The sequence below is a fragment of the Paenibacillus andongensis genome, from assembly GCF_025369935.1.
In the GTDB taxonomy this organism is placed as follows: Bacteria; Bacillota; Bacilli; order Paenibacillales; family NBRC-103111; genus Paenibacillus_E; species Paenibacillus_E andongensis.
On record NZ_CP104467.1, the window covers coordinates 3,951,401 to 3,977,248 of the forward strand.

Below are 25,848 nucleotides of genomic sequence, written 5' to 3' on the forward strand. Positions count from 1 at the left end.
TTCCGTCATGTCCTGATTGAACTATCTATCGTTTCAGTAACAAAACATCTTCCTTGAATAGGCTAAAAATTGGTATGCTCTTTTCACCTTCTTTGTCACATTGATTAAGTATATACATAATGATCTTTTGTCTCATCCATACTAATCCTCTTGCATCTGTAAACCTGTTTTCCATGCTCAGAACTCATTCCATCCCTGGTATTATCAATGGTCCAGATGACCTCCCTGCCGTTTGACTGCACATCATGAATCCAGTAACCACCGTCGATAATCGGTGGAATGAGCACGAGATAGTCGCCTTTTCCATTTTTATGACGCTGAACCATCTCATTTAAACGGTCTACATCCACCTTATTAAAATGGTGAAGGATACTATCATTTCTTTCAAGTGCATTTTTGTTGTCAGTCGTTAAATTAATAACTAAGATCATTACCAACACCCCGATGATTCCAATAAGCACTCCAATCGTTATCTTTGTTCGTATCATGCATACGCCCCGTTTCTACACATATTAGACGTATATACGTTCTATATCGTTGCGTTATTTTTCCTAATAATTCCACAAAAGCATTCCAATGACACCACGCTCTACTGCCCGTTACTTCAACGGACAACGGCAGCCGATCGTGTGCCGGCTGCCATCATGTGATGATTGAACTATAGTTCACCTTTTAGATCAATGATGCGTAAGGTTATGCCCTGAGTTTACAACTGATCATTACACATACGGTCAAATCTCAGCAATGTTTGGGGAAGCGGTTGTAAGCATTAAACCTACTCATTCATTTACGAGTATCGGCGATGAATTCTATAAAATCCTTTTCCGGATGAAACGAAATGCCCGGCGACGTTATCTCACGACAATAATTAAACCGTCAATGCTTACCCCAAGAACAAGCAACAAGACTCTACATGTCAGTAAAGTTGCCAAAATCAGCTGATATGCTAGACCTCCCGCCATTCATGGTCAGGAGGTCTATTTTCTTGGTCTTCATTAACCGAATTGGTATCCTTAAATTTCATTATAGGAACATAAGTTCCTATAACAAAGGTAATAAGTCTTATTATCCTGTCGCTGCTGATCGGAATGGAAATCCCTGGATAGGGAACGGTTGGTAAGGGTTTAGTCCCGCCAATCGTTTTCTTTTTGAAGGTTGCTTTATTTTAGCAGGTTGGTCAGATAGGAGATGTCTTCTTCATAGGTAAATTCGCGGATTAGCGTGCTTGGATGCCCCGCTTCCATTCGCCAAACAAAATTATAGAGCACCGGTTTGCCGTTTTTCACGCGCCTCATAATTACAGAACCATGACCATCGTAGAGCGTGGTTGCGAGGAACTCGACGTCGTCGGTTGTGTCCAGTTTTTTGCCTTGACTCCGCATGGCATGAAACCGCTGCATAAATTGATCTTTTGTAATTGTAAAGGTTCGGCCGTCGCGGTCCATTCGGATATTTTCGAAATCAGGCGCGTAGATGGCGTCCATTTTCTCCAAATCCATAGCAAGTCCTGCGTTTAAATAGGTCTCCATTGCGGAGATAAGTGAAGCGTTGAGTTCTTTCGACATGTTTGGTTCCTCCTAAGGTTGGCAATCGCGCCATCATTCAATGTTTTATTACACTCATTATACGAGGGGAATATAAACCCGATATTAACCATTTATAAACCAAATATAAACAAGGTGACCATGGCTATCCACATTGTGGATAGCTTTTTCATTGCTGTTAGAATGCCGAGCTGCTCCATTCAACAGTTAAGAGATATTCCTTGGAAAGATGATCGAATCGCAACAACTGAAGGTCCCATGTTCCGTAAGATTGCCCCATCGCTCGAGGCTTAAAACAATAAGATTGAACTGCTAAAAAATACAACTCCTCCTTTGGGATAGTAGGTAAGAAGCAAAAAAGCAGACGGCCGCGGCTGTCTGCTTAATTTCACAATCGTACCCGTTAGGTTTATGACTTAAGACGAGAGCTATACAATCTAAAAACACAGTACCCCAGTAGGCCTCCAGAAGTATTCAGGATCAGATCATCAACATCAAAATTTCCAATGGAAAAAAAGACCTGCAAGCATTCCAAGAGTAAGCTCATTCCCAGTGATTGGATAAATACTCCAATAAGCGAAATCGTTTTGCTTTTAGACAATAATAAGAGGAAAATTCCAAAGGGCATGAATGCCACGATATTTCCGACCAAATTGATTACTTCATGACTTGACGGACTTAGAACGGTATCGAAAATTGTTTTAAGCGGAATAAAATTACCATACTGCATTCGGTGCATACTATACTCAGGCTTTTCCAGATTTTTCTGCAGTCGAGACCAAAGAAAGTCTATATCAATCGAGCCGTACTTAAATAAAATGACCCTAAATAAGGTAAGCATGTACAAGGCAAACAGTCCTGGCATTACAAGTCGATTCAATAGTTTCGTTAGATTCATTGTTCTAGTCCCTCGCTCCTCCTTACTTCTTCAAATAAGGATAAGAAAAACTCTTTAATAATAAAGTGGGGTATTTATAAAATTTTTCTTAAATTTCATTCTTCTGAATCAAGATTGTACGAACGATCCGATCTCTTTCGTAAAAATGAGCTGTTTCAAACCGCCTACAAAGGCGCTTTTTTCGTTTTATCGCGCAGAAACATAGTCGTTTTTCCGAAAGTTGGTATTATTCTGAGAAAACCGTAAAAGAGTTAAAAGTTGATAATTTCAGTTGATTTACTCCTGTTTGGGCGGCGCTTTAAAATGATTGTATCAAGGAGGCAAAAATAATTGAAAGCGGATTCATAATTGAATCTTGATGACAGAATTGCAATTTAGATCATTACGAACAACCTAATGAGTATCGAATTGAAACTTGGCGGTGGGGCTTTCTAACGTTATTCCCCATGAACCCCTTATACCGCTAGCGTCAAGCAAAAGTCGAATCTGGTGCCTTTCCATGATTATAAGCTATTGTGACGCCAATGAAGAATACAACACGAATATGCCTATAGATATTTTGAATTTGATTAGGAGGTGATCTGTTAAACAGTTATCTTTGACGATTCAAAATAGCAGGAGGCGAATGAAATGATCCACCTTACATGGCAACGCAAAATTTCAGCTTCGATTGTACTCGTAATGGTTTTAAGTCTGACTCTGAATTTATTTTCATTGCAGACTGCAAGCGCCGCAAGCGCCAACTCCGCCATCGGCGCCGAGCTGCTCTTGAATCCAGGGTTTGAGCAGGTATCCGGCGACATGCCGGTAAGCTGGACGAATTTTGCAGGCAACAACGCAACCAACGTTACCGCCCAGTCGGTCACCAATCAGGTGGCGGAAGGAGCGCGCAGCGTCAAACTCACGGATACATCGAGCACTTATTCGGCGGGAATACAAAGCTCAATGATTCCTTATTCCCCCGGGACCTCATTCACAGCCAGCGTTAAAGCCAGAGTCGAAGCCGGCGCTCTTTCCATGATCATCCGTTATTTTAAAGCTGACGGCCAATCGGATACGCAATATGTCAAAACCAGCAGCGGTACAGGTCTATACTGGCAAACGCTTGAAAGCAGCGCAACACCACCGGCCAATACCGTTAATTTGCAAATGATTCTTGTCATTCCGAGCAGCCCCGGTACCGGTACGGTCTACGTCGATGACGCATCGATCAAGACCGAACTGCTCCTTAACCCAAACTTTGAAGAGGTTTCCGGCGGCATGCCGGTAAACTGGACGAAGTATGTGGGCGGTAATCCAACCAACGTGACAGTAGAGTCAGTCACCACCCAGACGGCGGAAGGAACGTACAGCGTCAAGTTGACGGATACATCCACCACTTATGCGGCGGGAATTCAAAGTCCAATGATTCCATATTCCCCCGGGACCACATTCAAGGCCAGCGTTAAAGCAAGGGTCGAAACTGGCGCACTTTCCATGATCATCCGTTATTTTAAGGCTGACGGCCAATCGGATACGCAAAATGTCAAAACCAGCAGCGGTACAGGTCAATACTGGCAAACGCTTGAAAGTAGCGCAACGCCCCCGGACAATACCGTATATTTACAGTTGATTCTTGTCATTCCGAGCAGCCCCGGTACCGGTACGGTCTATGTGGATGACGCATCGCTTACGACAACCGAAGTACTGCTCAATCCAAGCTTTGAAGCTGTGACAGGCACAAGGCCAAGCGGCTGGACTGCTGTTGATCATGGAGTACCGTCCAGTATTGATTCAGCGACAGGGGCCTTATATTTGACTCATGGCAACAAGTCGCTCCATTTGCTGGATAACTCCCCTACGGATGCATACAGCGTGAAAAGCCCGACAATACCTGTCCGATCCGGTAATTGGTATAAGGCCACTGTCATGGCTAAGGCCATTTCTGGCGGCGGTAGTCTGATCATGCACTTCCTGGGCTCGTCCGGCCAACCTTTTATGAAAGCGCAAACGACTGGTACGGGAAACTGGGAAACGCTAACCTTTACAACCCAACCGCCGGCCGGAACGACCCATGTGCAGGTGGAACTGTCCACACCTGACGCCGGAACGGCTGAACTTTATTTCGATCAGGCATCATTAACAGCGTCCGGTATATGGCCTACTGGGCTTGACCCTGGATTTTCACGGCATTTTCAACCCGGCAAAGATTTCGTAACGACCCAGAATCCGCCTGATTTTGGTTGGCCAATGGTTGAAGGCGCAGATTTGTACGAACTACAAGTGGCGACTGACATCAATTTCCAGAATATCACTTACCAGAAAAATGATATAACCAACAACTACTATAATTTCCCGAATACCTTTACGGAAGGACAATCGTATTACTGGAGAGTTAGGTTTCATAACACGGATGGATGGTCGGTTTGGAGCGATACCAGGAAATTCCGCATTGATGCGAATAGCGTACCCTTCGCGGTTCCACCTGTATCCAGTCTACTCAATAGCGTGCCAACCTCACATCCGCGCATTCTGACAAGCGAATCCTGCAGCCCAGTATCGACTAGTACATTCTGCTCCAGAAAATACGGTGCCGGTAAAAAGACTTACGATAGACTTGTTTCATTAATTAATTTAAACGACCATAATATGCCGGGCGAGCCTACTGCCGCAAATGGGAATATACTTACTCAAACAAGAGCGGTAACAACTCCCATGATAAATGCAGCCTTCCTCTATTTGGTTACTGGCAATTCCGCGTACGGGAATTTTGCCAAAGAGCGGTTATTGCATGTTTCCACCTGGAGAACTCAGGAAGGTCCTACTCAGTATGACAATGATAAAGGTGGAAACGACCAGGTTCACCGGGAAATCACGTTAATGAGCGCCATGGCCTATGACTGGATTTACGATCTCATTGACGATAATCCGAATGAGCGAGATGCTGTATTGGCCATGATCCTGGATCGGGGCCAAACGATTGCAGACGACGTCCTGTTTGATAATAATCCGATTACTAAGTCCCCCTATGATTCACACGGTTGGACAGTGAACGGTTTCCTCGGCATCATTGCAATCTCCTTGCTGCACGAGAACATCAACATTAACGGTACTGTCGTTTCAACGAAAGCACAAGAATGGTTCAACACGGTTGTTCCGGCATATATCAATTTAGCGCCTACATGGGGCGGCGAGGACGGCGGCTGGGGCAACGGAGAAGGCTACTGGCAATGGTCCTCCATGACCGGCAAGCAGTTCCTGGATACCCTTTATGCAGCAACAGGATTTAACGGGTATAAGAAAGCTTACTTTCGTAACGAGTCCTGGTACCCGCTGTATATGATGCCTTTCGGTCAGAAGAACGGCGTATTCGGTGACGGCAGCGATGGGATATCTCGGGACTATGTCGCTGCGAGTATAACACGTAATGCGCAGATGCAGCAAAAACAGGTGATGCAGTGGTACGCAAAACAGTACGAATACGATTATAACAACTTCATGACGTATTTATATGAAGACAGCAGCTTGGCGGCGCGTCCCCCTGTGGAAATGCCGACCGCTAAGTATTTCGATCAGCTAGGTACGGTAGCGATGCACTCCAGTTTGTTCGATCCGAAGGGAATATCGCTTTTTTTCAGATCCAGCCCTTACGGCAGCTTTAATCACAGCCATGCGGATCAGAATGGCATTATCATCAAAGCCTTCGGCGAGGAACTTGCGGTTGACGGCGGGTTCTACGATGGTTACGATAACGATCATTACCGGAAATATGCCAAACAGACGTTTGCCAAAAATGCGATTACGTATGACGGCAAAAAGGGCCAGAAAACTTTCGATATGAAAGCTTCCGGACAAATTACAGGCTTCGCCACAAATAAAGACTTTGACGCGGTAGTCGGTGACGCCAAAGCAGCCTACAATGCCGATTCCAATAATACCGGCCTTGACCTGGCTCAGCGCAGTGTGATCTATGTGAAACCTGGCGCCTTCGTCGTCGTCGATAATATGAAAGCGCGAAAGCCAGGCGGTTCTGAATTTGAATATTGGCTGCATGCCGATACTAACATGACAACGGATGGCAATAACGGCGCAACGATTATCAAAAATCAGGCAGCGTTGAAAGTCAAACTTTACTATTCGGGATTAACGGCCACCCAACCAACCAACCAGTTTCTGGATGCTGGCAACGTTGAACAGCCGCCGCAAGGCGCCTATGTAGGTAAGACGAGGCTTCATACATTATTTAAGACACCCCAAACGGTGTATGCGACGATTGTTTCCACTTATGTACCCTATCAGCTTGAATCCACACCTCAGAATATTGTCGACGAGGTCTTCGGTAACTATCGGAAGCTGCATTTCACAGATAATACGGACGTTTATGTGCGAACAGCCGAAAGCGGCTTAGTAAATGCTGGCAGCCTACAATTCGACGGTATTGCGGCTGTTGTCAAAGGAGCTTCCATTCTGCTCGTTGGCGGTACCCAATTGGTGATAAATGGAGTTACAAAGATTAACAGCTCACAACCGGCCACCATCGCTCTCTCTGGTGACGAGCTGTCAATCACAGGAACGCAATTGGCCCAGGTCAGCTTGCATAAACCCTGCGTTACGCCTGAACAATGCAATGCGCCAGTACTCGATGAAAAATACCGCAGCATTCCGAAGGGTGTAACAACAACAGTTAATACGCACGGCGTTCATTGGGACAGAGACGGAAGCACATTAACGTTCAACGTAGAGCCTGGACAGCACCAGCTTCTTCTTAGCAATATCACGGCACCGGCATCACTGGGCACGATTTCTTATCCCGTCGAGATTAACGGAGTATCATCAAATTTAACGCTGTCCGCTTACGGCAATGCACTCGGCGGCACAGCCGCTTGGGGTTCGCTATCGAATACGGCCGGGAATTACGAGGTTCTTGAAGCGCCCCCGGGCCTAATCTTTGAACGGATTGGCGCGGTAAAGCCGACTATCACCCTGGGTGCAAATGCGAAGATTATTTTACCTAATGCGACCGGTACTTTGAGACTGCGTACTGCCGGTCCATGACGATTGCATTCTCTCTCGGATGATAAGCGCGTACCGTCTTACGGCATACGCCTGGCTCAGAAGGCTCAAAGAGGTCCTTGCTAGAATGCAAGGACCTCTTCTGTATATATTACCGTAGCTTGTCAACTGACCGAATAATATCCCTTAAAATGAGTAATGGCTTTTCACAGCGGGGAGGCGATCCCATACCACATGGTACCTTGTGTCGCATAGCGTGACTTAAGGCTTCACAATCTTTTCCTGCTTCTTGTTTTCCGGGATCGGGGCGGGCTCTACACTTTGGTCGTTCGCGGTAAGATCGATCCCGTAATCCTTGGCAAAAACCATATGGGTATCAATAAGAACGTTCTCGGTGTGTTCGTCGAGTTGGAATACCCGGGCTCCACGCAGTCGGTTCCGATCCGCGCCGGGCAAACCATAAGCTCCGAAGCCCATGCTTCCGGCATAGCCAAGCAGCACGCCGTAGTAATTACCGTGGTACGTATTGACGTGATCATGGCCACTGAAGACGCCCTTGACATCTCCTCGGGCCAGAATTGCCGAGAACATACCGCTATTGATCGGACCGGGGCATTCGTCTTCGTTCCTTTCCCCTACAATATTGTGCTTGCCAACGGCCCTAACATGGTCAGCATCTGACCTTCCGTCCACGCTGGCGTACCACATGAATCGGTACTCCCAGAGCGGGATATGAATGAACATGAGTGACGGCACTTTATAACCCATTTTCTCCTCCAGCTTTTTGGAGGTTTCGTAGTACCACGCCACTTGATCGAACCGCAGCCAGTCCCAAGTCGGATATCCTTCGAAGTTTTGACCGGCAATTGTATCTGGCGCATACCTTCCGCTGTCCAGCAGCCAGATGTTGAAGGCTGCTTTCGACCCTTGGGAGGAACGGATCAACAGGTTGGTATTCCCCGTCCCGGTTATCCCTTTTTCTCCGGGCTGGTTTACATTATACTTGTACGCCATATAAAATTGCAGCATTTCCTCTTCGTATAGACCGGCGTTCGGAGTAGAGTCCTCGTCGTGATTCCCGAAGGTTACTGCCCACTTGATTCCTCGTAACTCCATGGGCTGGGCTATGTTGTTCATCGCCTGCTTCATCGCCATCGCCGTATCGCAGCCTGAGGAAATGTTGTCGCCGTTAAGGACAACTAAATCTGGCTTTTCGCTATCGAGCACCTTTTCCATTAGCTCCACGGTCCGCCGATCGATATTCTCGTCATCTTGCGTGTCGTTGAACTGGACGATTTTGAACTTTCCGTTAGAGTTAAATTGAAGTTTCACATTATCGTTGGTCGCCGCCTGTACTTCTCCACCGCCAAACAATTCGACGGGAACACCCACTGATCCGAGCGTAATCGCCAGCGCACCCACCCCACCAACTTTAATAAAATCCCTCCTGCTTATGCTTTTACTTGCCTCATCATGGCTCATCTAATAATACCTCCTAACATTTATTGGGATAAGCCCCCTTCTCAATCTATCGAAGTAATGTAAGGTGAATATATCCTCAATCTAAAGGTTATGTAAATCGAAAGGCTATGATTGTGGGTTACTAATGCTGATCTTCTCTACTCAAAGGTAGCTCTATGGATGGCTTGATCTCAAATGTTTTAAGGGAGGGCTTTATGCATTCAGTGAAAGAAGTGGCTAAACTATTCAATTTAACGGAACATTCCATTCGTTTTTATACAGATAAGGGCCTAGTTCCCGATTTACAGCGTGATAAAAATAATAATCGAATATTTAATAATGACTCTATTAAATGGCTAATCGGTGCTAAGAACTTTAAAAAATGTGGTATGTCCGTAGAAGACATCAAAAAATATGTAGATTTATACTGAGACAAAAAGAAGCGGTTCTAGCTCAACTGAAAGAAGCTAAACTAATGGCTGAATTTATAACCAAAAAAGAAAAACACTACCGTGACATTATTAATAATCTGACCCGGATAACACAAATCCGGCAAAATGGGAAAAAGACAACATCAATTGCCCACTAAAAAAACCAACTTTACGACAATAGGCTGCGTCCACCGCCTGCAGTTTGATGGATTAATATAATACGTGCCCATCCGGTCATAAGCCCGAAGTAGGCAAAATAAACCACCTGAATTCATATTGAAGAATTATAGGTGGTTATTGTTCATTAAGAATGAGATTTCTATGTTATCGTTTTATGAATATTTCCGTTCCGGCATTCAAGCTATTTCACTATCGTTCTCCGTTAGAACTTCGCTTAACGCAAGAGGACAATCTTCAAACATTTATCATCCTCTGAAGTATTATTGATAATCCATCTTTTCTTGAACTTGTCGAACCACCTATGCGATAGTAAATTTAGCCCACCATCCGTCTGTCCGCCTTTTTAACAATTTAAAAACAGAAACAGACCCGCAGCAACGTTGGCTGCGGGTCTTAGTGTACTTTTAAATGGGATAAGCGCCGAACAAAAAGAGGAGCTGCCGCGAGGCAAACTCCTTCACTATTGTTCTCTGTTACTTCGGTAGCGATAATTGCGTGCGTGAATAAGACTCATCCACTGGATTCTTGCCATCTTAACTACTAGGAAGCGTTTCGTTTAGATGACACTATTCTAAGTCATTTCGGGGATGCGGATTAATCGGGGGATATAAGAATTGATTATCGAATTGATTATCTTTCTTCGGAGCATGATCATCAGGTTTTTCGCTTTCATCTGGTGTTTCAGCAGCAGTCATAGCCGATATAGCTTCAAAGCTCACGAAGTCTTCGACTTCATCAAACTGGTTGTTTTCAGTCATTGCAAGCCTCCTTAAGGTGGATTTCATTACTAGGCAATTATTCGCCTTATATTTACTTTTTATTCAGACGTTTTGGCTCCCTAAAAAGAGAATCCGGAGTTCAACTGAACCGGAAGTTACTTAGATCAATCGAGACTAGCAGCAGATCCTTGACTGGCTCCAGATTGGGTCCACGAAGATATGCGCGCCGTTTTGTCGGGAAACGAAGCCCTTCAATCTCGACGAAGTCGTAGACATATTGCGCCGCTGGAAAGCCACCTGAAACATCGACATGGTAGTCGTGCCTGCGTAGTAATAAATCATCGCCAAAGTAGAAGTCTTGCTCCTTGCTATGACTGGCGACGTGTTCGGGAAAGCGCACACGCAAACCGTGCCAGAGCTCGTTGCCCTCTTGTAATGGGGTGATTTCGCTGACCTCGAATCCTGGCATGACCATGAAAAAAGGCGTTGTCAGGTATGTCCACATTGCGTACCCGTTGAAATATGCGCGATGAAGCGGGTCCCACGGTGTGTTCATCGTATGGTTAGCAAATAAGGTCCTAGGATCGTATTTCTCGCGGACGGTTTCCCCAGAGAGGGTCTCAATCGCGATACGATCGGGCGTAAAGGCAGTACGCCAATCCGGTTGACCAAAGGGAGTAACAGATGCGTTTTCCGAATGAAGCGCGACTGTCATCTCACGAGGATTGGAATCTTGTACGAGCCCTTTCAATGCCCATAAACCGCCACCGGTGACAATCGTGGCAGTCAGTGAACTAAATTTTTCCCATCTGTCTATTCCGCCGTGCGTGTCAATAACTTTTGCCAATAGGTTGTTCATATTCTCCTCCTTAATCCGAAAGATGATTCGACTATGAAAATGAGTTTTATTAATCACCTTTATTTACTTTACAATCATTACAGCACAATGAGAGTGCTGGACCACTTTATGGCTTACACTTCCCACGAATAACTCTGAGAAGAGGCTAAGTCCCCTACTACCCATTACGATAAGGTCGTAATCTCCTTCTTTTGCCTTCTTGCATATCATCTCTGCAGGATCTCCAATATAGCATTCGGTATCATATTGTATTGATGACCCTGAAAAGGCCTGTGCGGATTCCTCTAAAATCCTCCTAACTTCCGCTACTTGCAATTGTTCAATATCCACTCCGTAAGCAACTGTATTGATATTGTTACTAGGAATGATATGAAGAAGCGTTATACGGGCATTTATCCCAATGTTTTGCGCCAACCATTTAGCCGATTTCAGTGCATGTTTGGAATGTTCGGAACCGTCAACTGGAACCAAAAACCGTTCATACATGTTGTCACTCCCCTTTTTATAAAATCTTATTTTTATAATAAAACCCATGACGGTGATTATTGTGATGTAACTTTAGAATAATAGCGATTAAATCTGTACGAGCGAACTAGCTCGATAAAATGGAAAAATAGTTTCATTGAAAATTACTGCTAATCGAGCAAATGTGTCTTGAACCATTCCACGGCTGCGCTGCTCGATTGGTCGAAATATTGCGTGTACGGATCAAAATGTCCTCCCGGTATCAGCACCAGTTTTTTGGGCTCCAGTGCTTGCTCGTATGCAGCAAGTGCCAAATCGGTAGGAGTTATAAAATCGTTTTTTGCAACCAATATTAACAGCGGCGTAGGAGTAATATTGGCAACATTTCCTGCGAATGCCTCGGCAAATGTGGTTTGAGACTTATTCGCGAATACGGTTTCCCAGTCGCTCTTTGTTGATTTATCCTAGAACCCTTTATTTTGTAAACTAATACTTTCAAACTATTGAATAGGAGTGATTGAGAGCTTTGTAAGCTTTATTTAAAGACCGCCATTGTACAGCTAATGTGCATTTTAAAACTAACGAAGATCCCTTTTAATTAAGCTTTGACAGCATTTGCTGAACCCCAGAGCGCTCCAGGGTTTACTCGATTAGGATAAAGATCAAGCATTGCATTGTATAAATCTAAAACGTTGTCTGTTTCTTTATCCAAACGAATAAAGTCTAACAGATATTGTTTAGTTTCATCCAAAATTTTTGGTTTATTATCATTTTCAGGGACTTTATGACCCGTAATAACAAATTTAGAATTTAATTCTTTCAAGCCATCGATCGCTAGGATCCATTCAAGTCGAGAACTCTCTGTTGTTTCAGCTAGATGCTGATGGATTCCGTTGTAAACAACATCACCTGCCACCAGTAATTCAATATCTGGAATCCATAATGACGTTGTATTTGCTGTATCCGTAAATCCAGCTTCAATGATTTCCAACCCATGTTCTTCAAGTTCAAAAGAATTTGAATCGATCACATCGGGAAAAACTTGGGGTTGAGGAATTTGATTAGGGAATAATTTACCCCAAAAACTTTCAATATGTTTTGGACTTCCTTGTTTATAACTCACTTCAACAGATCCTTTTGTTGCTAGTGCTTTAACATTTGGAAATGCCTCTTTTATTTGTTTGATTCCAAAGAAATGATCGCCGTGACCATGCGTGATATAGATGTATTTTAAGTTACGATCAAAAGACTTTATCCAATCAATCAATTTTTGGTTTTGTCCAATTGTAGTAAAAGTATCCACTAAAACTGCGTCTTTTTCTCCATAAATTAAAGTAGCAGTATTGGAAACCCATTGAAGTTCTTCTTTTCCTTTTGGCAGGTTTCTTGTGAGACCGGCACGTTTTACGCATAATTCAGCGAATTGTAAGTTTGATATTTTAATCATCCTTAAATTTTATTTTTACTATACGATAACCTCAGGAATGACTGAAAACCCATCCACACCCAATAAATAGCAGCAGTATTTTTCAATTACATGTAGTATGCGGGCTAAAGATTCTCCAGATACGATGAGTGACAACGTGTCGGTTTTTAGTTTTAAAATATGGTTTTCCAACTCAACTTCAGATTGAGTTGGTTGTCCTGCTTTCAAGCTGTTTTGCAATAATTAATTCCTTACCGATCGTTCGCGGCTTTGGACGAAACATAAGCTGATGTCTGATGAAATTAATGTTTTTAGGCTGATCCATTATAAAGAAACAGCGTCGGTTAAAGTCTCTAAAAAGAAAGTCTTAGACTGCCGCCGCGGTTTCAGCGTGTTATTCATTTAGTCCGCTTCAACCGAACGCTCCAACCATGTGTTGACCTCTTCTAACCGTTTGGTATAAGCTTCACGGATCGTATATGCAGCTTGAGATCCAACTGCCAAACGAAGCGGCGAATTGTCGCTTTTTATAACAGAAATAATCAGTTGCACTGCTTTTGCCGGGTCGCCGGTCTCGATGTTCGATATACCTTTCTCGTATGCTCCATACAACGGAGCATATTCTTGTTTCTTCTCGGTATGCTGCATCGATTCGCCAAAAAACTTTGTTGCGTACACGGAAGGCTCCACGATCGTCGTCTTGATCCCGAAGCTTGCAAACTCTTGCGCGAACGCTTCGGAAAAGCTTTCAACTGCAAACTTGGATGTTGCTCTTTAATATTTTCTTCCGAAATTTTCCTTTGCAAATTCCATAATTTGCTCCGCATTTGAATTGAATTCTATTTTAGTGAATTCATTTAGTAACTGTAATATTTGATTCGCTGCTTGGAAATTTTCATTCGCAATTTGGGCTTGTATGCTCTCTGAGCCGTGGATTTTTACATTCTCTCTTAAAATTTCCAGCATTACTTCCATTTTATTGTGACAATTTATAAAATCTTGCATGGATTTCTCTGTTGATGCAACTTTAGAATATTTAGAATAATAACGATTAAATCTGACTGAATAAATCAACACATAGATAACGATTAGCGCAGCAAACAAATTTAGAAGAACCAACGAGAAGTTCAAACTAAAAAATTGAGTCAGCACTCCGACGCCAACAGGGGGAACAATGAATCCGGCGTAGGCGCATAAATAAAAAGCCGAGATAACTCGAGGACGTTCTTCCGGCTTCGGCAACTGACTGGCTAATCTTAAAGAAACTTGAAACGTCCACCCACCGCCGATAGCTTGAATAAAGATGCCGATCCAAAGCAAATTTAAACTTGCTGTCTGTCCGGAATAAACAATGACCCACGATCCAATGGCAAGAAACAGGATTCCTAGGCACATCCTTGTAACGGGATTACGCGGCCAAGGAAAGAACTGCATCAAGGCCCCACCGCCAAGAAGCAGCAAAATTAGCAAACCGGAAATAGAGAGATTGGCAGTGTGAATGACGTTCTTGGCGAAAGAAGGAATAAGAGAAAACACAATTCCATTTAACGTGAAAACAGTAAAGATTGGAAGTCCGATAAAAGACCAAAAATGGGAACGAATATTGTCGGGAACACCGAGCGAAATCTTAGTTTTAGCCGGTTTCTGCGTTTGGGAATCTTCGTGCTTCGGTAATATTTCCAGAAATACCAAGGAGCTTAATAACATGACGAGCAGAATCCAATACGGCAAACGAAGCGGCTCAAAATGCAAATATTGCACGACTAAACCTGCAATGGCGGGGCCCAGGCCAAAACCAATGGTTACTGTTACTCCTGATAACTTAATTGCCGTACTCACTTTATCGTGAGAGGTTTGTTTTAATAAAAAAGCGCTGGCTGTACCTGTAAAAGCGCCATAGGCGATGCCTTCCAAAATCCTTGCCGCATAGAGCATCCAAACGTTGAAACTCCCTATAAAGAGCAACGTCGATGCGATGGAAATCCATATACTGAAGCGAAGAACACGTTTCAATCCCCAAGCGCTTCCTCTCGCTCCCACGACAAGCAAAGTGGGCAGCAGGATAGCGGCATAAACGGCAAACAATATGGTGATTTCCAGACTGCTCAGCCGATAATGCTCCCCATATAAAGGGAATAATGAGGAGATAAACGTAGCTCCGCAGGACATCATAAGAACAACCCAAAGCATTCTTTTCATTTCAGTAATTCCTACTTTCTCATGTTAATTCTACTTACTAGTTGATAAGTATATTTCATATATTAACCGCCTTTAACTTCTAATAAGGCGGTTTATCTGACTTAGAACTTTGGGTAATACATCGTTTCCCAATGTACGTTTATATTGCAAAGCACCTTTTATACATGACAGTACGGCATAAGCTAATGATTCAACATCTTCTGATTTTTGAACGATATCTTCATTATACCCTTCTGTAAGAATAATCATTAAAACCTTTAATTCAAACTGACTAACCTCCTGTACTTTTTGTCTAATAATATCAGGTAAGGATACAAAATCAGATTGGAGAGAAGATATTGGACATATCCCTTCCCCGCTTATTTCAATTTGTCTAGCAATAAACTCCCTAAGTTTCTCTTCTACTGTCATCGTAGCATTATTAATAAATATTAAGAAATTCTCTAAATTTTGTTGCATCCGCTCAGTAACGGCAACTCCTAAATCCTCCTTTTTTTCAAAATGATAATGAATGCTTGCCTTGGTTACGCCCAGTTGTTTGGATAAATCATCGTAACTTATGGCAACATAACCTTTTTCTCGAATAAGTTTTAATGCGAGATCTAATATTTGCTTTTTTCGATTTTCCATAACAGTATTTTAACTTACTAGTAGGTAAGAGTCAAGCCGACATAGCAGCAAAATAAATCCAAGCCGCCACCATTAATCCATGGTCCCCAGCACCCTGTCGTCATCATTTAGAGCCGTAAAACGACTAAGCTGGTTGCGCCTCCATATAACACATAGCTATCCATAGGCAAGTTGCGCTTTAGACGTATTTGTTTTAAACATCCGCTTGCTTATCCGTGTTGTTGTAGTTTATACAACATTTTGCATGCTAATTAGCGTTTTTTGCGTTATTGTTGCAAAACATACAACATTTTCGGCCAAAATCCGTTCAATCATACAAAAAAGGGATAAATTGACAACACACAACATCTTCAGCATGCCCAGAAATAATCAAGGAAATTGTGTTATATTGTACAACTTGCCTACTTGTCTCCTCCTTCTCCCGCGAATTCTTATCTTATAAATAAGAATAACCGCCGATTGGCGGTTATTCTTAAACCTTAAATTCATAATTACAATTCGATTTCAAGCCCCTGGCCGACAGGCTGAACCGTCTCCAAAACACGCTGGGTCATTTTGTTCCCAATCAAAGAATCAATCACCCAAGCGGATAAATCTTGTCCGGCCAAACACCCGGCAGCCGTGCTGATGTTACCGTTATTTACGAAGCTTTCGTTAACTACCTCTACGCCAAACGCGGCTAACTGTCCGACCGCAGTTGGATAGGTGGTAGCCCGATTCCCTGTCAAATATCCCATAGCTCCCAAGAGTAAAGCACCCGAACACATAGATCCGATCAATTGCCGATCCGGTGAAAGTTGAAATCGACTTAGATAAGTTGGGTCCTTGAACAATGGCTGTACCCCCCTTCCGCTTGCGAACAGGACAGCATCCTGTGTATTCGCCTCCTCAACCATCCCATGCATGGGGATTCTTAATCCCGCCATAGACACATGCGATGATGCGGTCCCAAGCAGCTTTACTTCCCAATCAGCGATTCCACCGACCAATCTCACTCTATTCAACAAATCCCAAGGCAGGAACACATCAAGATCGGTAAAATCATCAAAGCAAATGATTGCTATTTTCATTTGTAAACTTCCCCTCACATTTTTTTGGAAACGTTCCCCAATCCCTAGTATAGCGCAACCTGACGCTGACGGCATCCATGTATAAGCATTGAGACTATCCTTTCACCGCGCCATCCGTAATGCCTTGAATAATCCACTTTTGGAATATAGCGAAAATGACCACGATCGGAATCGATGATAAAATGAGCGACGCGAGAATCAAGGACCATTCCCTGCTGTACTTGCCGAAAAACATATTGATCGTAAGCACGAGCGTGTACTTGCGGAAGTCCGTCAGCAGCAAAATGGGCAACAAGAAATCATTCCATAGCCACAACAAATTCAGGATGACGATCGTAAACGTGATGGGAAGCAGCAGCGGAAAAATGATCGCAAAATAAGTTCTGAATTCTCCGCAGCCGTCCATCTTGGCCGACTCATCCAGCTCTCGCGGAACACCTTTGACAAAGCCGTGATACAGAAAAATGGCCATATTGACACCTAATCCGGCGCATACTACCCCCAATCCGAACGGAGAGCCCTGCAACCCCAAGTCTTTTGCCATCTTAGTCAATGTAACCATAATCGTTTGAAACGGAATCAGCATGGATGAGACGAACAGCAAGAAAATCGCTTGACTCAGCTTGCCCAGAGTACGAGATAGCTTATAGCCCGCCATTGAGCTGAAAAATACGATACCCACAATTCCCGTAACCGTTACGACAATCGTATTCCAAGCGCTTTTGAGCATGTTCGCTTTCTTGAACGCTTGAACATAGTTATCAAGCTGCAAGCGAGACGGCAGACTTAGAACGGAACTGTACATCTCGCTCTGCGATTTGAAGGAATTGATCACGGCCATGTAGATCGGAAACAGGAAGTAGACCGCAAGAACGGTAAGAATAAGCAGAGACAATACGGAATTCACACGTCTGCTCACGCTTCCACCTCCCGCTTCTTCATGACCGATACTTGAATCATCGTGATAACAAGAATGATCAAGAAGAGGATGATCGCCTTCGCACTCGCGTAACCGTACCGATAATTGCGCTGATAAGCTTCCTCCAAAATATTCATGGTAATGACTTGCGTAGCTCGGGCCGGTCCCCCGCCGGTCAATGCATAGATGAGGTCATACACTTTAAAGGAACTGTTTAGCGTCAGGAAGATGCAAATTGTGAGCGCGTGAGCAATCAAAGGCATCGTAATATAACGAAGCATCTGAAAAGGCGTGGCTCCGTCAATAATAGCGGCTTCCTTCAAATGCTGTGGGATTCCCTGGATGGCAGCCATGTAAATGAGCATGTGTGTCCCGACTCCGCCCCAAATCGATACAAGCATAATGGTCCAAAAAGAAACATTCGGGTCACCAAGCCAGGAAATGCCTAGAAATTTCAACGCGTTGAAATTGGATAAAGCCGGCATGACCTTGGAGAAGATGAATACCCACATGAACGTACTAATAATGATGCTTAACATATTGGGCATGAAGAAAATGGTCCGAAACAATCCCTTTGCTCTTCGCTGCGACTCTATAAGCAAGGCAACTAGGAGAGCGATCGCATTTTGCAAAATGACAGCAAAAACGACGTATTTGGCCGTAAACAGAATAGACGTTTTGAAGTTCTCGTCGTCGCGAATTGCTTCTACGAAGTTTTGGATACCAACGAAGCTGTAAGATTTATTCAAGCCGTCCCAGTTGGTGAAACTGAAATAAGAGCCTTGAATCATCGGGATGACAAGGAAAACGACATACAATGTAAAGGCTGGCAATACAAAGAGGATTAAGGACAATGATGCTTGATAGGATCGGTTCAGCATGATTCCACTCCTTTATGAACCTCATGCCCTGTTATCGTCAGGCGACGACAGCAGGGCATGACTGCGGTCCACTTTTTATAGCTTATTTCTTATTCGCCGCTGCGTTTGCATCTTTCCACGTCTTATCCAGGTCTTTAATGACATCGTCCTTGGACATTTTCTTGTTGAAGTAAGCTTGCAGCGCTTTGCCCACTTCGTCCTTCACAGCTGCGGGAAGCGACGGGTCCTTATAATAAAGTCCCTTATTGGCGTAGCTTGCGGCTTCCTCTACCCAAGGATACGGTTTGAACGTATGATTTTTGGAGACTGGATTGAACTTCAAGCTTTGGTAAAGTCCGTTGGAATCTTTGTCGTCAAGTATATAATTCAGCATATCCAGCGCAACTTCTTTATTTTTTCCGTTCGAAGTCATAGCTAACGAAGTGGATACTGAGACGTTAATGAGCGATGCTTTCGGGTCGTCATTGATCGGCAGCGGCGCCACACCGAATTCCATTTTGTCGTTTGCTTTCAGAATGCTGTTGGCATTCCAAGGGCCTTGCACCCACATGGCGGCTTTACCGGCGGCAAAATCCGCGGAACCGTCGTCATTGCCAATTTCAAAGGCGCGTTCCGTTCCGTTCGCGTTGACCAAGTCAATGATATCGAACATTTCTTTTACATCCGCGAAGCTGCCCTGACTTTTGTTCATCTTGTCGATGAAATCTTTATGTGAGGTATTAACGAGCGCGCCAACCGCCAGCGGAAGGAACAGCTGCGGAATCCAGCTTTCTTTGTAGCTGAGCAGGAACGGTTTGATTTTGTTGTCATTCAGCTTCTGTACAACCGCTTTCATTTCCATCAACGTAGAAGGCGGCTTAAGCCCCAGATCATTAAATATTTTTTTATTGTACAAGTAGCCCCACTGCAAGCTTTCCATTGGAACCGCAACGACCTTGTTGTCGATGGAAACAATCGGTTTAATGCCGTCCTGAAGCTTGGCGGCGAAAGGCTGGCTGGTCAAGTCCGCCAAATACCCGGCCTTATAGTAATCCGGAATATCGTTTACCGCATGGATGCTGAAGATGTCCGGCACATCCCCGGTTGCGAGGCGTGTTTTCAAAATCTGTGTGGCATTTTCGGAGCCCGGGAATTCAGTATTAAAGGAAACCTCGATATTTTTTTCTTTCTTCTCTTTCTCCGCAAATTGGGCGAAATATTTGTCGAACTGATCGCGGAAGCGGTCTAAACCGCCAAGAAACACTTTCAGCTCCACCTTCCTTGGAGCCGCTTCGGCTTTATTATCCTGAGCTAACGCAGGTTTGCCGGCCGTGTCTTTGCTGCCCGAAGAACAAGCTACTGTAGAAACCAACATCATGACGGCAGCCGTCATTGCAAGTGCCTTCTTCATTTTCGTTTTGCCTCCCTTTGTTTTGGTAACGCTTACGATTTAAGTATACTGACAAGCGCAGGCGTGCACATTGGACTGGATTTGCGAAATGAATTGGACAATATTGATATGGCATTTACTCCCTGCTATCATTTCGGATTTGCCCGGGCGTCAGGCCGGTGATTTTTTTGAAGATGCGGTGAAAATAAGTCAGATCAGAGTATCCGACCGCTTCCGCAGCGCTTTTGATGGAGGTCGTCGGGTTCTGCAGCAGCTGCCTTGCTTTTTCCACCCGCAGGGTGATGATATGGTCCATCACTGTCGAGCCAATCTCCTGCTTAAAAGTTCTGGACAGATGCTCCTTACTGACAAAAAACTGCCCGGCAATGGATTCCAATGTGATTGGCTCTACAAAAGACAGTTCGATATAGTGCCTGACTGCATCGATATCGATCCGCGTTTTGTTTCTTCGTTTATGAACCAGCTCCTCCATAACCGCCATGTAGGAGTTCGACAAAACCTGGATCCATTTGGCAATCGGGGTGTCATCCGTCACTAATAGTGATCTAGCAGCAGGAGTGATTACGAACTTCGAATCGGATTTCATCCGGGACGCCTGTTCCTCCAAGAGAATCATGAACTGCTTGTACAGCGAGTTGTTGATGCCTGACTGCAAAGGCTCTTGAGCCGTCAGGAAGAACTCCAACTCCGTAAATTTTCCTCGAACGGCTTCCATTTGCAGCTCTTGAAAATTTCTGGCGATGCTCATCTTGGCGTCTGTCATAATGGTTAAAATGACTTGGTCAAGCGGCTGAACCGCATAGAGTCCCCGCGCGATGTGCAATTCCTTGACAGCCTTCTCCAAAGCGCGATTCAGCTCCTCCGGATTGATCGGTTTCAAAATGTACTCATCCACTTTGGATTGAATCGCCTGTTTCGTATAAGAAAAATCATCATACCCGCTGATGACAATCTTGCGAATGAACGGGTAATCATCCGATAGCTTCTTCAACAGTTCCACCCCATCCATGCCGCGCATCTTCATGTCCGTGAAGACGATATCCGGTTGAAAGCTATGTATGATTTGGAGAGCGCTGAGGCCATCTTCTGCCTCTTCTACCTGTCCGATCCCGAATCGTTCCCATTCGGCGAGCTGGCGTATGCTGCTCCGGGTCCAATATTCATCATCAATAATGACCGCCTTCATGCTCCGATCTCCTCTCTTCGCTCCGGCAATGACGGAATCACAAGCTTCACGGTCGTTCCTGCGTCTTTCTCGCTCGTGATATAGAGTCCATAGTCGCCGCCAAAAATCATTTTGATCCTGGTATGAATGTTGCTCATCCCCAGACTATCTCCCAGCTCTTGATCGTCCGATTCTAGTGTCAGTTGTTTTCGAATTTGCCACAACCGTTCATCCGGAATGCCGATGCCGTTGTCTTCAATGCTGATCTCCACCTCGTCCAAAATCATTTGCACGCGAATCGTGATCGACCACGTGCCCATTTTGTCTTCGAGCCCATGCTTGAAGCAGTTTTCAACAATCGGCTGCAGCGAAAACTTTGGAATTTGGCAAGAACGGCACTCTTCATCTATGTCCATATGAATGGTCAACGTGTCGTGAAACCGGATATTCTGAATATGTAAATAATTGCTTACATGTTCCAATTCATCGGTCACGGTGACCAAATCGGATTTCATTCGAATCGTATAACGGAACAACTCGCTTATCGCGCGTACGTGCTCGTAGATCTCGGGGACCTTACGGTCAAGGGCAATACCGCCAATCGCTTGAAGCGCATTATAAAGAAAGTGCGGATTAATCTGCGCCTGCATCGCCTTTAATTGTGCGGTTCTCTTTTCGATCTTGGTCTTGTATTCCGTTTGAATCAGTTCTTTAATCCTGAGGAGCATGGAGTTAAACCGTCTTTCCAGGGTGCCGATCTCATCCCTTCTAACCCGGCTGACGCCGACGTCGAAATTTTGAAACTCCACCGCTCTCATCGACTTTGTCAAACGGATAATCGGCTTCGTCGTGAAATACGCTGTCAGCACGGAAACCGCAATCGCGAAACCTATGAAAATGACAGCCGTAACGAAACTGAAATGTAGTGTGGAGGAAGCGCCGTGCGTGACATAACTCATCGGAATAAACTTGATCAACCATAGCTTATCGGAGGCAACGGGCTGATAAAAAAGAAAGCCTTCTTTTAATTGCCGATAGCCAGGTAGCGTCGGATTGGATACGATCTGCTCAAGCAGCGTTTTATTTACGGTGATTTGCTCTGTACCCGAGTAAGGATCATACATCATGTTACCTTTACTATCGACAATGAACACTTGACTGCTGGATTCCGATTGGAGCATATCTAGTACGCTGTTCATCATTTGCCACCGGACATCCATTGACACCCCGCCGAGAACTTCGCGGTCCTCAAACCGGTTCATGCTGCGAACGATTGAGAAAAAATTTCGATTGACATTCGTGATGATGTTCACGCTTTCAAAAGAATCATCGGTGGTTTCCCAATCCATACTCGGCGTACTCAGTTGCGATGTGGTACGGACAGCATCTTTATCTGCAATAAACAATTGCTGCTTGAATCTCATATATAAAGAAATTCGGGCAATTTGACTATTATTTGCAATATATAAGGCTCTCAGTTTTTCTTTAATGTAACTGTCAGTCACATCATCTGGATCAATATTTATGTTATTGGAGGAAGAGTTTGTGTTCGGGAATAGATTTTTATCTAACAAAACGGAATATGAAATCGCTTGCAGCTGATCAAACTTTTCATTGAAGTACTTGCCAGCCCACTCCATCCTCGATTCATTAGAACGAATGACTTCCAAGCTCAACGATTGCTTTGTTGTTTTGGTAGCGAAAAGAGTAACTAAGCTTAACGGCAGCACAGCAATTGCGACCATGATCAACATAAGTTTATACCTGAGGCTCTTGTTAAAAGGGGATAGTAAATGACGGGAGAATCGGCTAAGTGTTGATATAGTCATGATAATTTCCGTCCTTTATTCTAGTTTCGTGTATAGTAATTCCTTGGTTCTGGCCATCTTCTTGCTGCCTCCTTTTCGAGAACAAATTTAGCATGTTACAGAACAATGGTCAATAATTACTTAGATCTATCGTTCTTATATTTTATACACATTACCTAGATCCCAAAAATAAAAATAGCGCAATTATGTGGTATTTTAATGTGTTAACACGCTTTTCCGGATAGGATTCCCTAAACTAGCTCCAGCAATGAATAAAAAAATCAAAGGGGTAAACCCCCTTTGATTTTTTTGTTATTTAACCAGCCATGTTATTGACTGAGTGCTTGGTATCAAAAACAGAAATGTGGTCTACTTTTCCGCTTGATTTGGGAATAATAAATTTAAGTTGAAACTCATCAGATGCTTTATAAATATATATCATGTCATCCCCGTTTACCTTCGTATCCACTGGTTTTCCTAACGCTTGTTCAATTTGATTCAATGTTAGTGATTGCAGCTTTGGATCGCTGGAACGAATGTCAATGATTTGATCACCCTTATTGAAGCCAATGACTGCATTTTTCTTGGTGTAGGTCGCATATATTCCACTTCCTACCGCTTCTTTATGATCCGCATTCCCCCATGCTTTCTCCACATCTTCGAAAAATTTTGTTTCTGCAGCAAACTCAATGCCAGCCACCTTACCTAACTTCGCTAGTTCAAGCATATCTTTAATTTGCTTAGAAACGGACGTTGTTTCTGATGATATTGGTATTACATTGATGTTGCCACTAGACGTTGATGCCGGCTTTGATGAAGTTGTTGGAGCTGAACTAGGTGCAGATGAAGGCGTTGATGAAGGTTCTACTACTGAACTAGGTGTGTTACTAGCTATTGGAGCAGCAGCGCTCGCTGCCGGTTTTTCAGTTGATGTACATGCTGTGAACATAAGCATACTCGCAATTAACATTGGATATACCGATGCTTTTTTACTAACATTTTTCATAATATTCTTTCTCTCCTCTATGTTTGAGTGCTTACAATATTCAAACGATTAACTGATAAGTAATGTTGCAAAATCAAAACATGGGAAAACTTAACAAGTTCTACAGCTACAACACATAAACCCTATGATTTATCATAAAGTCTCGCATGCTAATCTGCCCTTTAGTTCAACGAAGAAGCAGCCGATCATTCTGACCGGCTGCCACAGTGTTCGGAGCTATTAACCTAAAATCTTTCCTTCGGTTTTTCCCCAATTAAGCCCAACAAAAACATTTGTGAAAAGGCGTACCCTTTGTACGTTTTCGATATACATGAAGGAATTGTCAGATCAAGGTCCAAGTAAGTGGTTAGTATCCGCTGTGTGAATTCTTTTTGATTCGTTAAGGAATATTCCTGCAATTGTTTTGCAAACTCCTTGTTTACGTTTTCTCTCCCCCCAAGCGCTTCTTGCAATTGGTACCCTGCCATATAAAGTTCAGCAGCTATTTCTTCATCATCTCGCTGATGTTCAGCTATATAGGTCGAAATCCAGTCACGCACTAATGACGAGGTGTCTTTATTATTTTCCTTAGCGATCTGTTGGAAACTCTCTTTTATGTCTTTTGATATACGTATTTGTAAATTCGTATCCATCTAGTTGATTCCTCCTTAATTTGAATAAGCTAATTTTAATTCATTTGTAATTACCATGTCAATACATTGTAATTACGTAAATCAAGGTACCATTCACTGCATCATATGATTAGTTACTTCACATTACTGCCCGTCCCTCAGTTCAACGAAATGAGAAAGTCCCTGATTCATTTATTATCGAGTTTAGAATCAAGCAAAATGTAAAGAATGAAAGTAATAACGAAAATTTACACCGAGGTGCAGCCTCGGTATGAGGTCATGTGTACATGAATCTTTCACTAGCTGTAATTCTTTTGGTTCTTGCTTTGCGTTACGCAAAGTGGTCCAAGTGGCAAGAGTTTTACCCCACGATTCTCTATATGGTGATGCTCAACCTTCTTTACAGCTTTATCGTAAAAACTAACCCCCTTTGGTTGTATAAGTCCTCGCTCATACCCAAAGGGCTACTGGACATCATTATTATCTTTATCGTAGAAACTTCCATGATCATTTTGTTTTTATCCTACCACCCTATTCAATGGAAGCGCATATCTCTGTACTGGGCATCTTGGATAATTGTCTTTTCTGCCATCGAGTACATTTTTTTCCTGGCCGACCGCATGGATTATTTTAGGGGATGGAACATGGGGTGGAGTGTGATTTTCTACATCATCATGTTTCCAATGCTTTTTCTCCATTACAAAAAACCGATTGTAGCTCTGTTGCTTTCGATACCTTTTACACTAGGATTCATGTGGATCTTTGATTATTTTTAATCAACCGCAATCACACCTCGCAAAGCCACTTCTTAAAAACCAGAACAAAAAGAGGCTCCCATTTGAATTGGAGCCTCTTTTGTTATGTTAAGCTATCCTAAATTCCCCTTAATGAAAACGGCACTTTCTCGTCCGGACGGCTGTCCTTTATCCAAATTGTTCCTTCATCCTTTTCCATAACTGCTTCTGCTTGTTTCAAGTCATCTTCCCAGATAACATAACCATTCAAGATACTTTCACAAACTCTAGCACTTCATTTTTTGGAATAAAGTCTTCTATAAAGATAATCAGCCATCTTGACCAATATTTTAACTTGTAAATTCGATCTTAGTAAAAGGCTTTGTAAAAAAAGTAAAACAACATGGTTTTGCACAGATATCCCGTTGACCGACGCAAATGCCAATCCCATTCCGAGTAA

24 protein-coding genes and 1 pseudogene are annotated in these 25,848 nt (G+C 43.5%); 4 read left to right on the top strand and 21 right to left on the bottom strand.

Annotation, left to right across the window (positions count from 1 at the left end):
• Positions 1 to 104: 104 nt before the first annotated feature.
• Both NYR53_RS17670 and NYR53_RS17675 read right to left on the bottom strand, forming a co-directional pair.
• A complete protein-coding gene (locus tag NYR53_RS17670; protein WP_261300570.1) occupies positions 105 to 488 on the bottom strand; it encodes a DUF4362 domain-containing protein in 384 nt (127 codons plus the stop codon).
• 672 nt (positions 489 to 1,160) lie between these two features.
• Positions 1,161 to 1,565 (bottom strand): nuclear transport factor 2 family protein, encoded by a 405-nt coding sequence (locus NYR53_RS17675; RefSeq protein ID WP_261300571.1) that lies wholly within the window; start codon positions 1,563 to 1,565, stop codon positions 1,161 to 1,163.
• A gap of 120 nt (positions 1,566 to 1,685) precedes the next feature.
• On the opposite strand from NYR53_RS17675, the gene NYR53_RS17680 reads away from it, so the two are divergent.
• Positions 1,686 to 1,838, top strand: a complete 153-nt coding sequence (locus tag NYR53_RS17680; RefSeq protein WP_261300572.1) for a hypothetical protein — start codon at positions 1,686 to 1,688, stop codon at positions 1,836 to 1,838.
• A 115-nt stretch (positions 1,839 to 1,953) separates the two neighbouring features.
• On the opposite strand, the gene NYR53_RS34480 is transcribed toward NYR53_RS17680, so the two are convergent.
• Complete coding sequence (locus NYR53_RS34480) at positions 1,954 to 2,442, bottom strand: VanZ family protein (protein WP_367618539.1); 489 nt, start codon at positions 2,440 to 2,442, stop codon at positions 1,954 to 1,956.
• A gap of 630 nt (positions 2,443 to 3,072) precedes the next feature.
• On the opposite strand from NYR53_RS34480, the gene NYR53_RS17685 reads away from it, so the two are divergent.
• Positions 3,073 to 7,476 carry a carbohydrate binding domain-containing protein gene (locus NYR53_RS17685; RefSeq protein WP_261300573.1) on the top strand — a complete coding sequence of 1,468 codons (4,404 nt, stop codon included), beginning with the start codon at positions 3,073 to 3,075 and terminating at the stop codon, positions 7,474 to 7,476.
• A gap of 219 nt (positions 7,477 to 7,695) precedes the next feature.
• Here NYR53_RS17685 and NYR53_RS17690 read toward each other — a convergent pair whose 3' ends face one another.
• On the bottom strand, positions 7,696 to 8,916 hold the full coding sequence (locus NYR53_RS17690; RefSeq protein WP_261300574.1) for a metallophosphoesterase: 1,221 nt from the start codon (positions 8,914 to 8,916) through the stop codon (positions 7,696 to 7,698).
• Positions 8,917 to 9,110: 194 nt separating this feature from the next.
• Between NYR53_RS17690 and NYR53_RS34650 the strand changes: the two are divergent.
• A pseudogene (locus tag NYR53_RS34650) lies at positions 9,111 to 9,507 on the top strand (MerR family transcriptional regulator).
• Between the two features lie 565 nt (positions 9,508 to 10,072).
• On the opposite strand, the gene NYR53_RS17700 reads toward NYR53_RS34650, so the two are convergent.
• From NYR53_RS17700 to NYR53_RS17780, 17 genes are all read right to left on the bottom strand, one after another.
• On the bottom strand, positions 10,073 to 10,264 hold the full coding sequence (locus NYR53_RS17700) for a hypothetical protein (RefSeq protein ID WP_261300576.1): 192 nt from the start codon (positions 10,262 to 10,264) through the stop codon (positions 10,073 to 10,075).
• A 100-nt stretch (positions 10,265 to 10,364) separates the two neighbouring features.
• Positions 10,365 to 11,084, bottom strand: coding sequence for a hypothetical protein (locus NYR53_RS17705; protein WP_261300577.1), 720 nt, complete (start codon positions 11,082 to 11,084; stop codon positions 10,365 to 10,367).
• Between the two features lie 63 nt (positions 11,085 to 11,147).
• Entirely contained in the window at positions 11,148 to 11,618 is a 471-nt protein-coding gene (locus NYR53_RS17710; protein ID WP_261300578.1) for a universal stress protein, read from the bottom strand.
• 101 nt (positions 11,619 to 11,719) lie between these two features.
• Positions 11,720 to 11,899, bottom strand: a complete 180-nt coding sequence (locus tag NYR53_RS17715) for an alpha/beta hydrolase family protein (RefSeq protein ID WP_261300579.1) — start codon at positions 11,897 to 11,899, stop codon at positions 11,720 to 11,722.
• Positions 11,900 to 12,147: 248 nt separating this feature from the next.
• Entirely contained in the window at positions 12,148 to 12,996 is an 849-nt protein-coding gene (locus NYR53_RS17720) for an MBL fold metallo-hydrolase (protein ID WP_261300580.1), read from the bottom strand.
• 18 nt (positions 12,997 to 13,014) lie between these two features.
• On the bottom strand, positions 13,015 to 13,203 hold the full coding sequence (locus NYR53_RS17725; protein WP_261300581.1) for a hypothetical protein: 189 nt from the start codon (positions 13,201 to 13,203) through the stop codon (positions 13,015 to 13,017).
• Positions 13,204 to 13,377: 174 nt separating this feature from the next.
• A complete protein-coding gene (locus NYR53_RS17730; protein WP_261300582.1) occupies positions 13,378 to 13,665 on the bottom strand; it encodes an SDR family oxidoreductase in 288 nt (95 codons plus the stop codon).
• Positions 13,666 to 13,749: 84 nt separating this feature from the next.
• Entirely contained in the window at positions 13,750 to 15,174 is a 1,425-nt protein-coding gene (locus NYR53_RS17735; RefSeq protein ID WP_367618540.1) for an MFS transporter, read from the bottom strand.
• A gap of 72 nt (positions 15,175 to 15,246) precedes the next feature.
• A complete protein-coding gene (locus NYR53_RS17740) occupies positions 15,247 to 15,804 on the bottom strand; it encodes a TetR/AcrR family transcriptional regulator (protein WP_261300583.1) in 558 nt (185 codons plus the stop codon).
• A gap of 491 nt (positions 15,805 to 16,295) precedes the next feature.
• Positions 16,296 to 16,874 carry a DJ-1/PfpI family protein gene (locus tag NYR53_RS17745; protein ID WP_261300584.1) on the bottom strand — a complete coding sequence of 193 codons (579 nt, stop codon included), beginning with the start codon at positions 16,872 to 16,874 and terminating at the stop codon, positions 16,296 to 16,298.
• A 94-nt stretch (positions 16,875 to 16,968) separates the two neighbouring features.
• Positions 16,969 to 17,793 carry a carbohydrate ABC transporter permease gene (locus NYR53_RS17750; protein WP_261300585.1) on the bottom strand — a complete coding sequence of 275 codons (825 nt, stop codon included), beginning with the start codon at positions 17,791 to 17,793 and terminating at the stop codon, positions 16,969 to 16,971.
• Positions 17,790 to 18,674: a carbohydrate ABC transporter permease gene (locus NYR53_RS17755; protein ID WP_261300586.1), complete on the bottom strand. Its 885-nt coding sequence runs from the start codon at positions 18,672 to 18,674 to the stop codon at positions 17,790 to 17,792. The genes NYR53_RS17750 and NYR53_RS17755 overlap by 4 nt, the downstream gene beginning before the upstream one ends.
• An 82-nt stretch (positions 18,675 to 18,756) precedes the next feature.
• Entirely contained in the window at positions 18,757 to 20,064 is a 1,308-nt protein-coding gene (locus NYR53_RS17760) for an ABC transporter substrate-binding protein (protein ID WP_261300587.1), read from the bottom strand.
• A gap of 115 nt (positions 20,065 to 20,179) precedes the next feature.
• Positions 20,180 to 21,250, bottom strand: coding sequence for a response regulator transcription factor (locus NYR53_RS17765; RefSeq protein ID WP_261300588.1), 1,071 nt, complete (start codon positions 21,248 to 21,250; stop codon positions 20,180 to 20,182).
• Positions 21,247 to 23,058 (bottom strand): sensor histidine kinase, encoded by a 1,812-nt coding sequence (locus NYR53_RS17770; RefSeq protein WP_261300589.1) that lies wholly within the window; start codon positions 23,056 to 23,058, stop codon positions 21,247 to 21,249. The genes NYR53_RS17765 and NYR53_RS17770 overlap by 4 nt, the downstream gene beginning before the upstream one ends.
• 295 nt (positions 23,059 to 23,353) lie before the next feature.
• Positions 23,354 to 24,043 (bottom strand): YjgB family protein, encoded by a 690-nt coding sequence (locus tag NYR53_RS17775; protein ID WP_261300590.1) that lies wholly within the window; start codon positions 24,041 to 24,043, stop codon positions 23,354 to 23,356.
• Between the two features lie 224 nt (positions 24,044 to 24,267).
• A complete protein-coding gene (locus NYR53_RS17780) occupies positions 24,268 to 24,675 on the bottom strand; it encodes a hypothetical protein (protein ID WP_261300591.1) in 408 nt (135 codons plus the stop codon).
• Between the two features lie 266 nt (positions 24,676 to 24,941).
• On the opposite strand from NYR53_RS17780, the gene NYR53_RS17785 reads away from it, so the two are divergent.
• Positions 24,942 to 25,430, top strand: a complete 489-nt coding sequence (locus NYR53_RS17785) for a CBO0543 family protein (RefSeq protein WP_261300592.1) — start codon at positions 24,942 to 24,944, stop codon at positions 25,428 to 25,430.
• The last annotated feature ends 418 nt before the right edge of the window (positions 25,431 to 25,848 follow it).

What these genes read in the sequence shown, in the direction of transcription:
- NYR53_RS17770 (WP_261300589.1), bottom strand. Translation starts at nt 23,058, where the DNA reads ATGACTATATCAACACTTAGCCGATTCTCCCGTCATTTACTATCCCCT.
- NYR53_RS17675 (WP_261300571.1), bottom strand. Translation starts at nt 1,565, where the DNA reads ATGTCGAAAGAACTCAACGCTTCACTTATCTCCGCAATGGAGACCTAT.
- NYR53_RS17690 (WP_261300574.1), bottom strand. Translation starts at nt 8,916, where the DNA reads ATGAGCCATGATGAGGCAAGTAAAAGCATAAGCAGGAGGGATTTTATT.
- NYR53_RS17775 (WP_261300590.1), bottom strand. Translation starts at nt 24,043, where the DNA reads ATGAAAAATGTTAGTAAAAAAGCATCGGTATATCCAATGTTAATTGCG.
- NYR53_RS17780 (WP_261300591.1), bottom strand. Translation starts at nt 24,675, where the DNA reads ATGGATACGAATTTACAAATACGTATATCAAAAGACATAAAAGAGAGT.
- NYR53_RS17760 (WP_261300587.1), bottom strand. Translation starts at nt 20,064, where the DNA reads ATGAAGAAGGCACTTGCAATGACGGCTGCCGTCATGATGTTGGTTTCT.
- NYR53_RS17705 (WP_261300577.1), bottom strand. Translation starts at nt 11,084, where the DNA reads ATGAACAACCTATTGGCAAAAGTTATTGACACGCACGGCGGAATAGAC.
- NYR53_RS17735 (WP_367618540.1), bottom strand. Translation starts at nt 15,174, where the DNA reads ATGAAAAGAATGCTTTGGGTTGTTCTTATGATGTCCTGCGGAGCTACG.
- NYR53_RS17680 (WP_261300572.1), top strand. Translation starts at nt 1,686, where the DNA reads ATGGCTATCCACATTGTGGATAGCTTTTTCATTGCTGTTAGAATGCCG.
- NYR53_RS34480 (WP_367618539.1), bottom strand. Translation starts at nt 2,442, where the DNA reads ATGAATCTAACGAAACTATTGAATCGACTTGTAATGCCAGGACTGTTT.
- NYR53_RS17745 (WP_261300584.1), bottom strand. Translation starts at nt 16,874, where the DNA reads ATGAAAATAGCAATCATTTGCTTTGATGATTTTACCGATCTTGATGTG.
- NYR53_RS17700 (WP_261300576.1), bottom strand. Translation starts at nt 10,264, where the DNA reads ATGACTGAAAACAACCAGTTTGATGAAGTCGAAGACTTCGTGAGCTTT.
- NYR53_RS17765 (WP_261300588.1), bottom strand. Translation starts at nt 21,250, where the DNA reads ATGAAGGCGGTCATTATTGATGATGAATATTGGACCCGGAGCAGCATA.
- NYR53_RS17755 (WP_261300586.1), bottom strand. Translation starts at nt 18,674, where the DNA reads ATGCTGAACCGATCCTATCAAGCATCATTGTCCTTAATCCTCTTTGTA.
- NYR53_RS17785 (WP_261300592.1), top strand. Translation starts at nt 24,942, where the DNA reads ATGAATCTTTCACTAGCTGTAATTCTTTTGGTTCTTGCTTTGCGTTAC.
- NYR53_RS17720 (WP_261300580.1), bottom strand. Translation starts at nt 12,996, where the DNA reads ATGATTAAAATATCAAACTTACAATTCGCTGAATTATGCGTAAAACGT.
- NYR53_RS17740 (WP_261300583.1), bottom strand. Translation starts at nt 15,804, where the DNA reads ATGGAAAATCGAAAAAAGCAAATATTAGATCTCGCATTAAAACTTATT.
- NYR53_RS17685 (WP_261300573.1), top strand. Translation starts at nt 3,073, where the DNA reads ATGATCCACCTTACATGGCAACGCAAAATTTCAGCTTCGATTGTACTC.
- NYR53_RS17710 (WP_261300578.1), bottom strand. Translation starts at nt 11,618, where the DNA reads ATGGGTTTTATTATAAAAATAAGATTTTATAAAAAGGGGAGTGACAAC.
- NYR53_RS17670 (WP_261300570.1), bottom strand. Translation starts at nt 488, where the DNA reads ATGATACGAACAAAGATAACGATTGGAGTGCTTATTGGAATCATCGGG.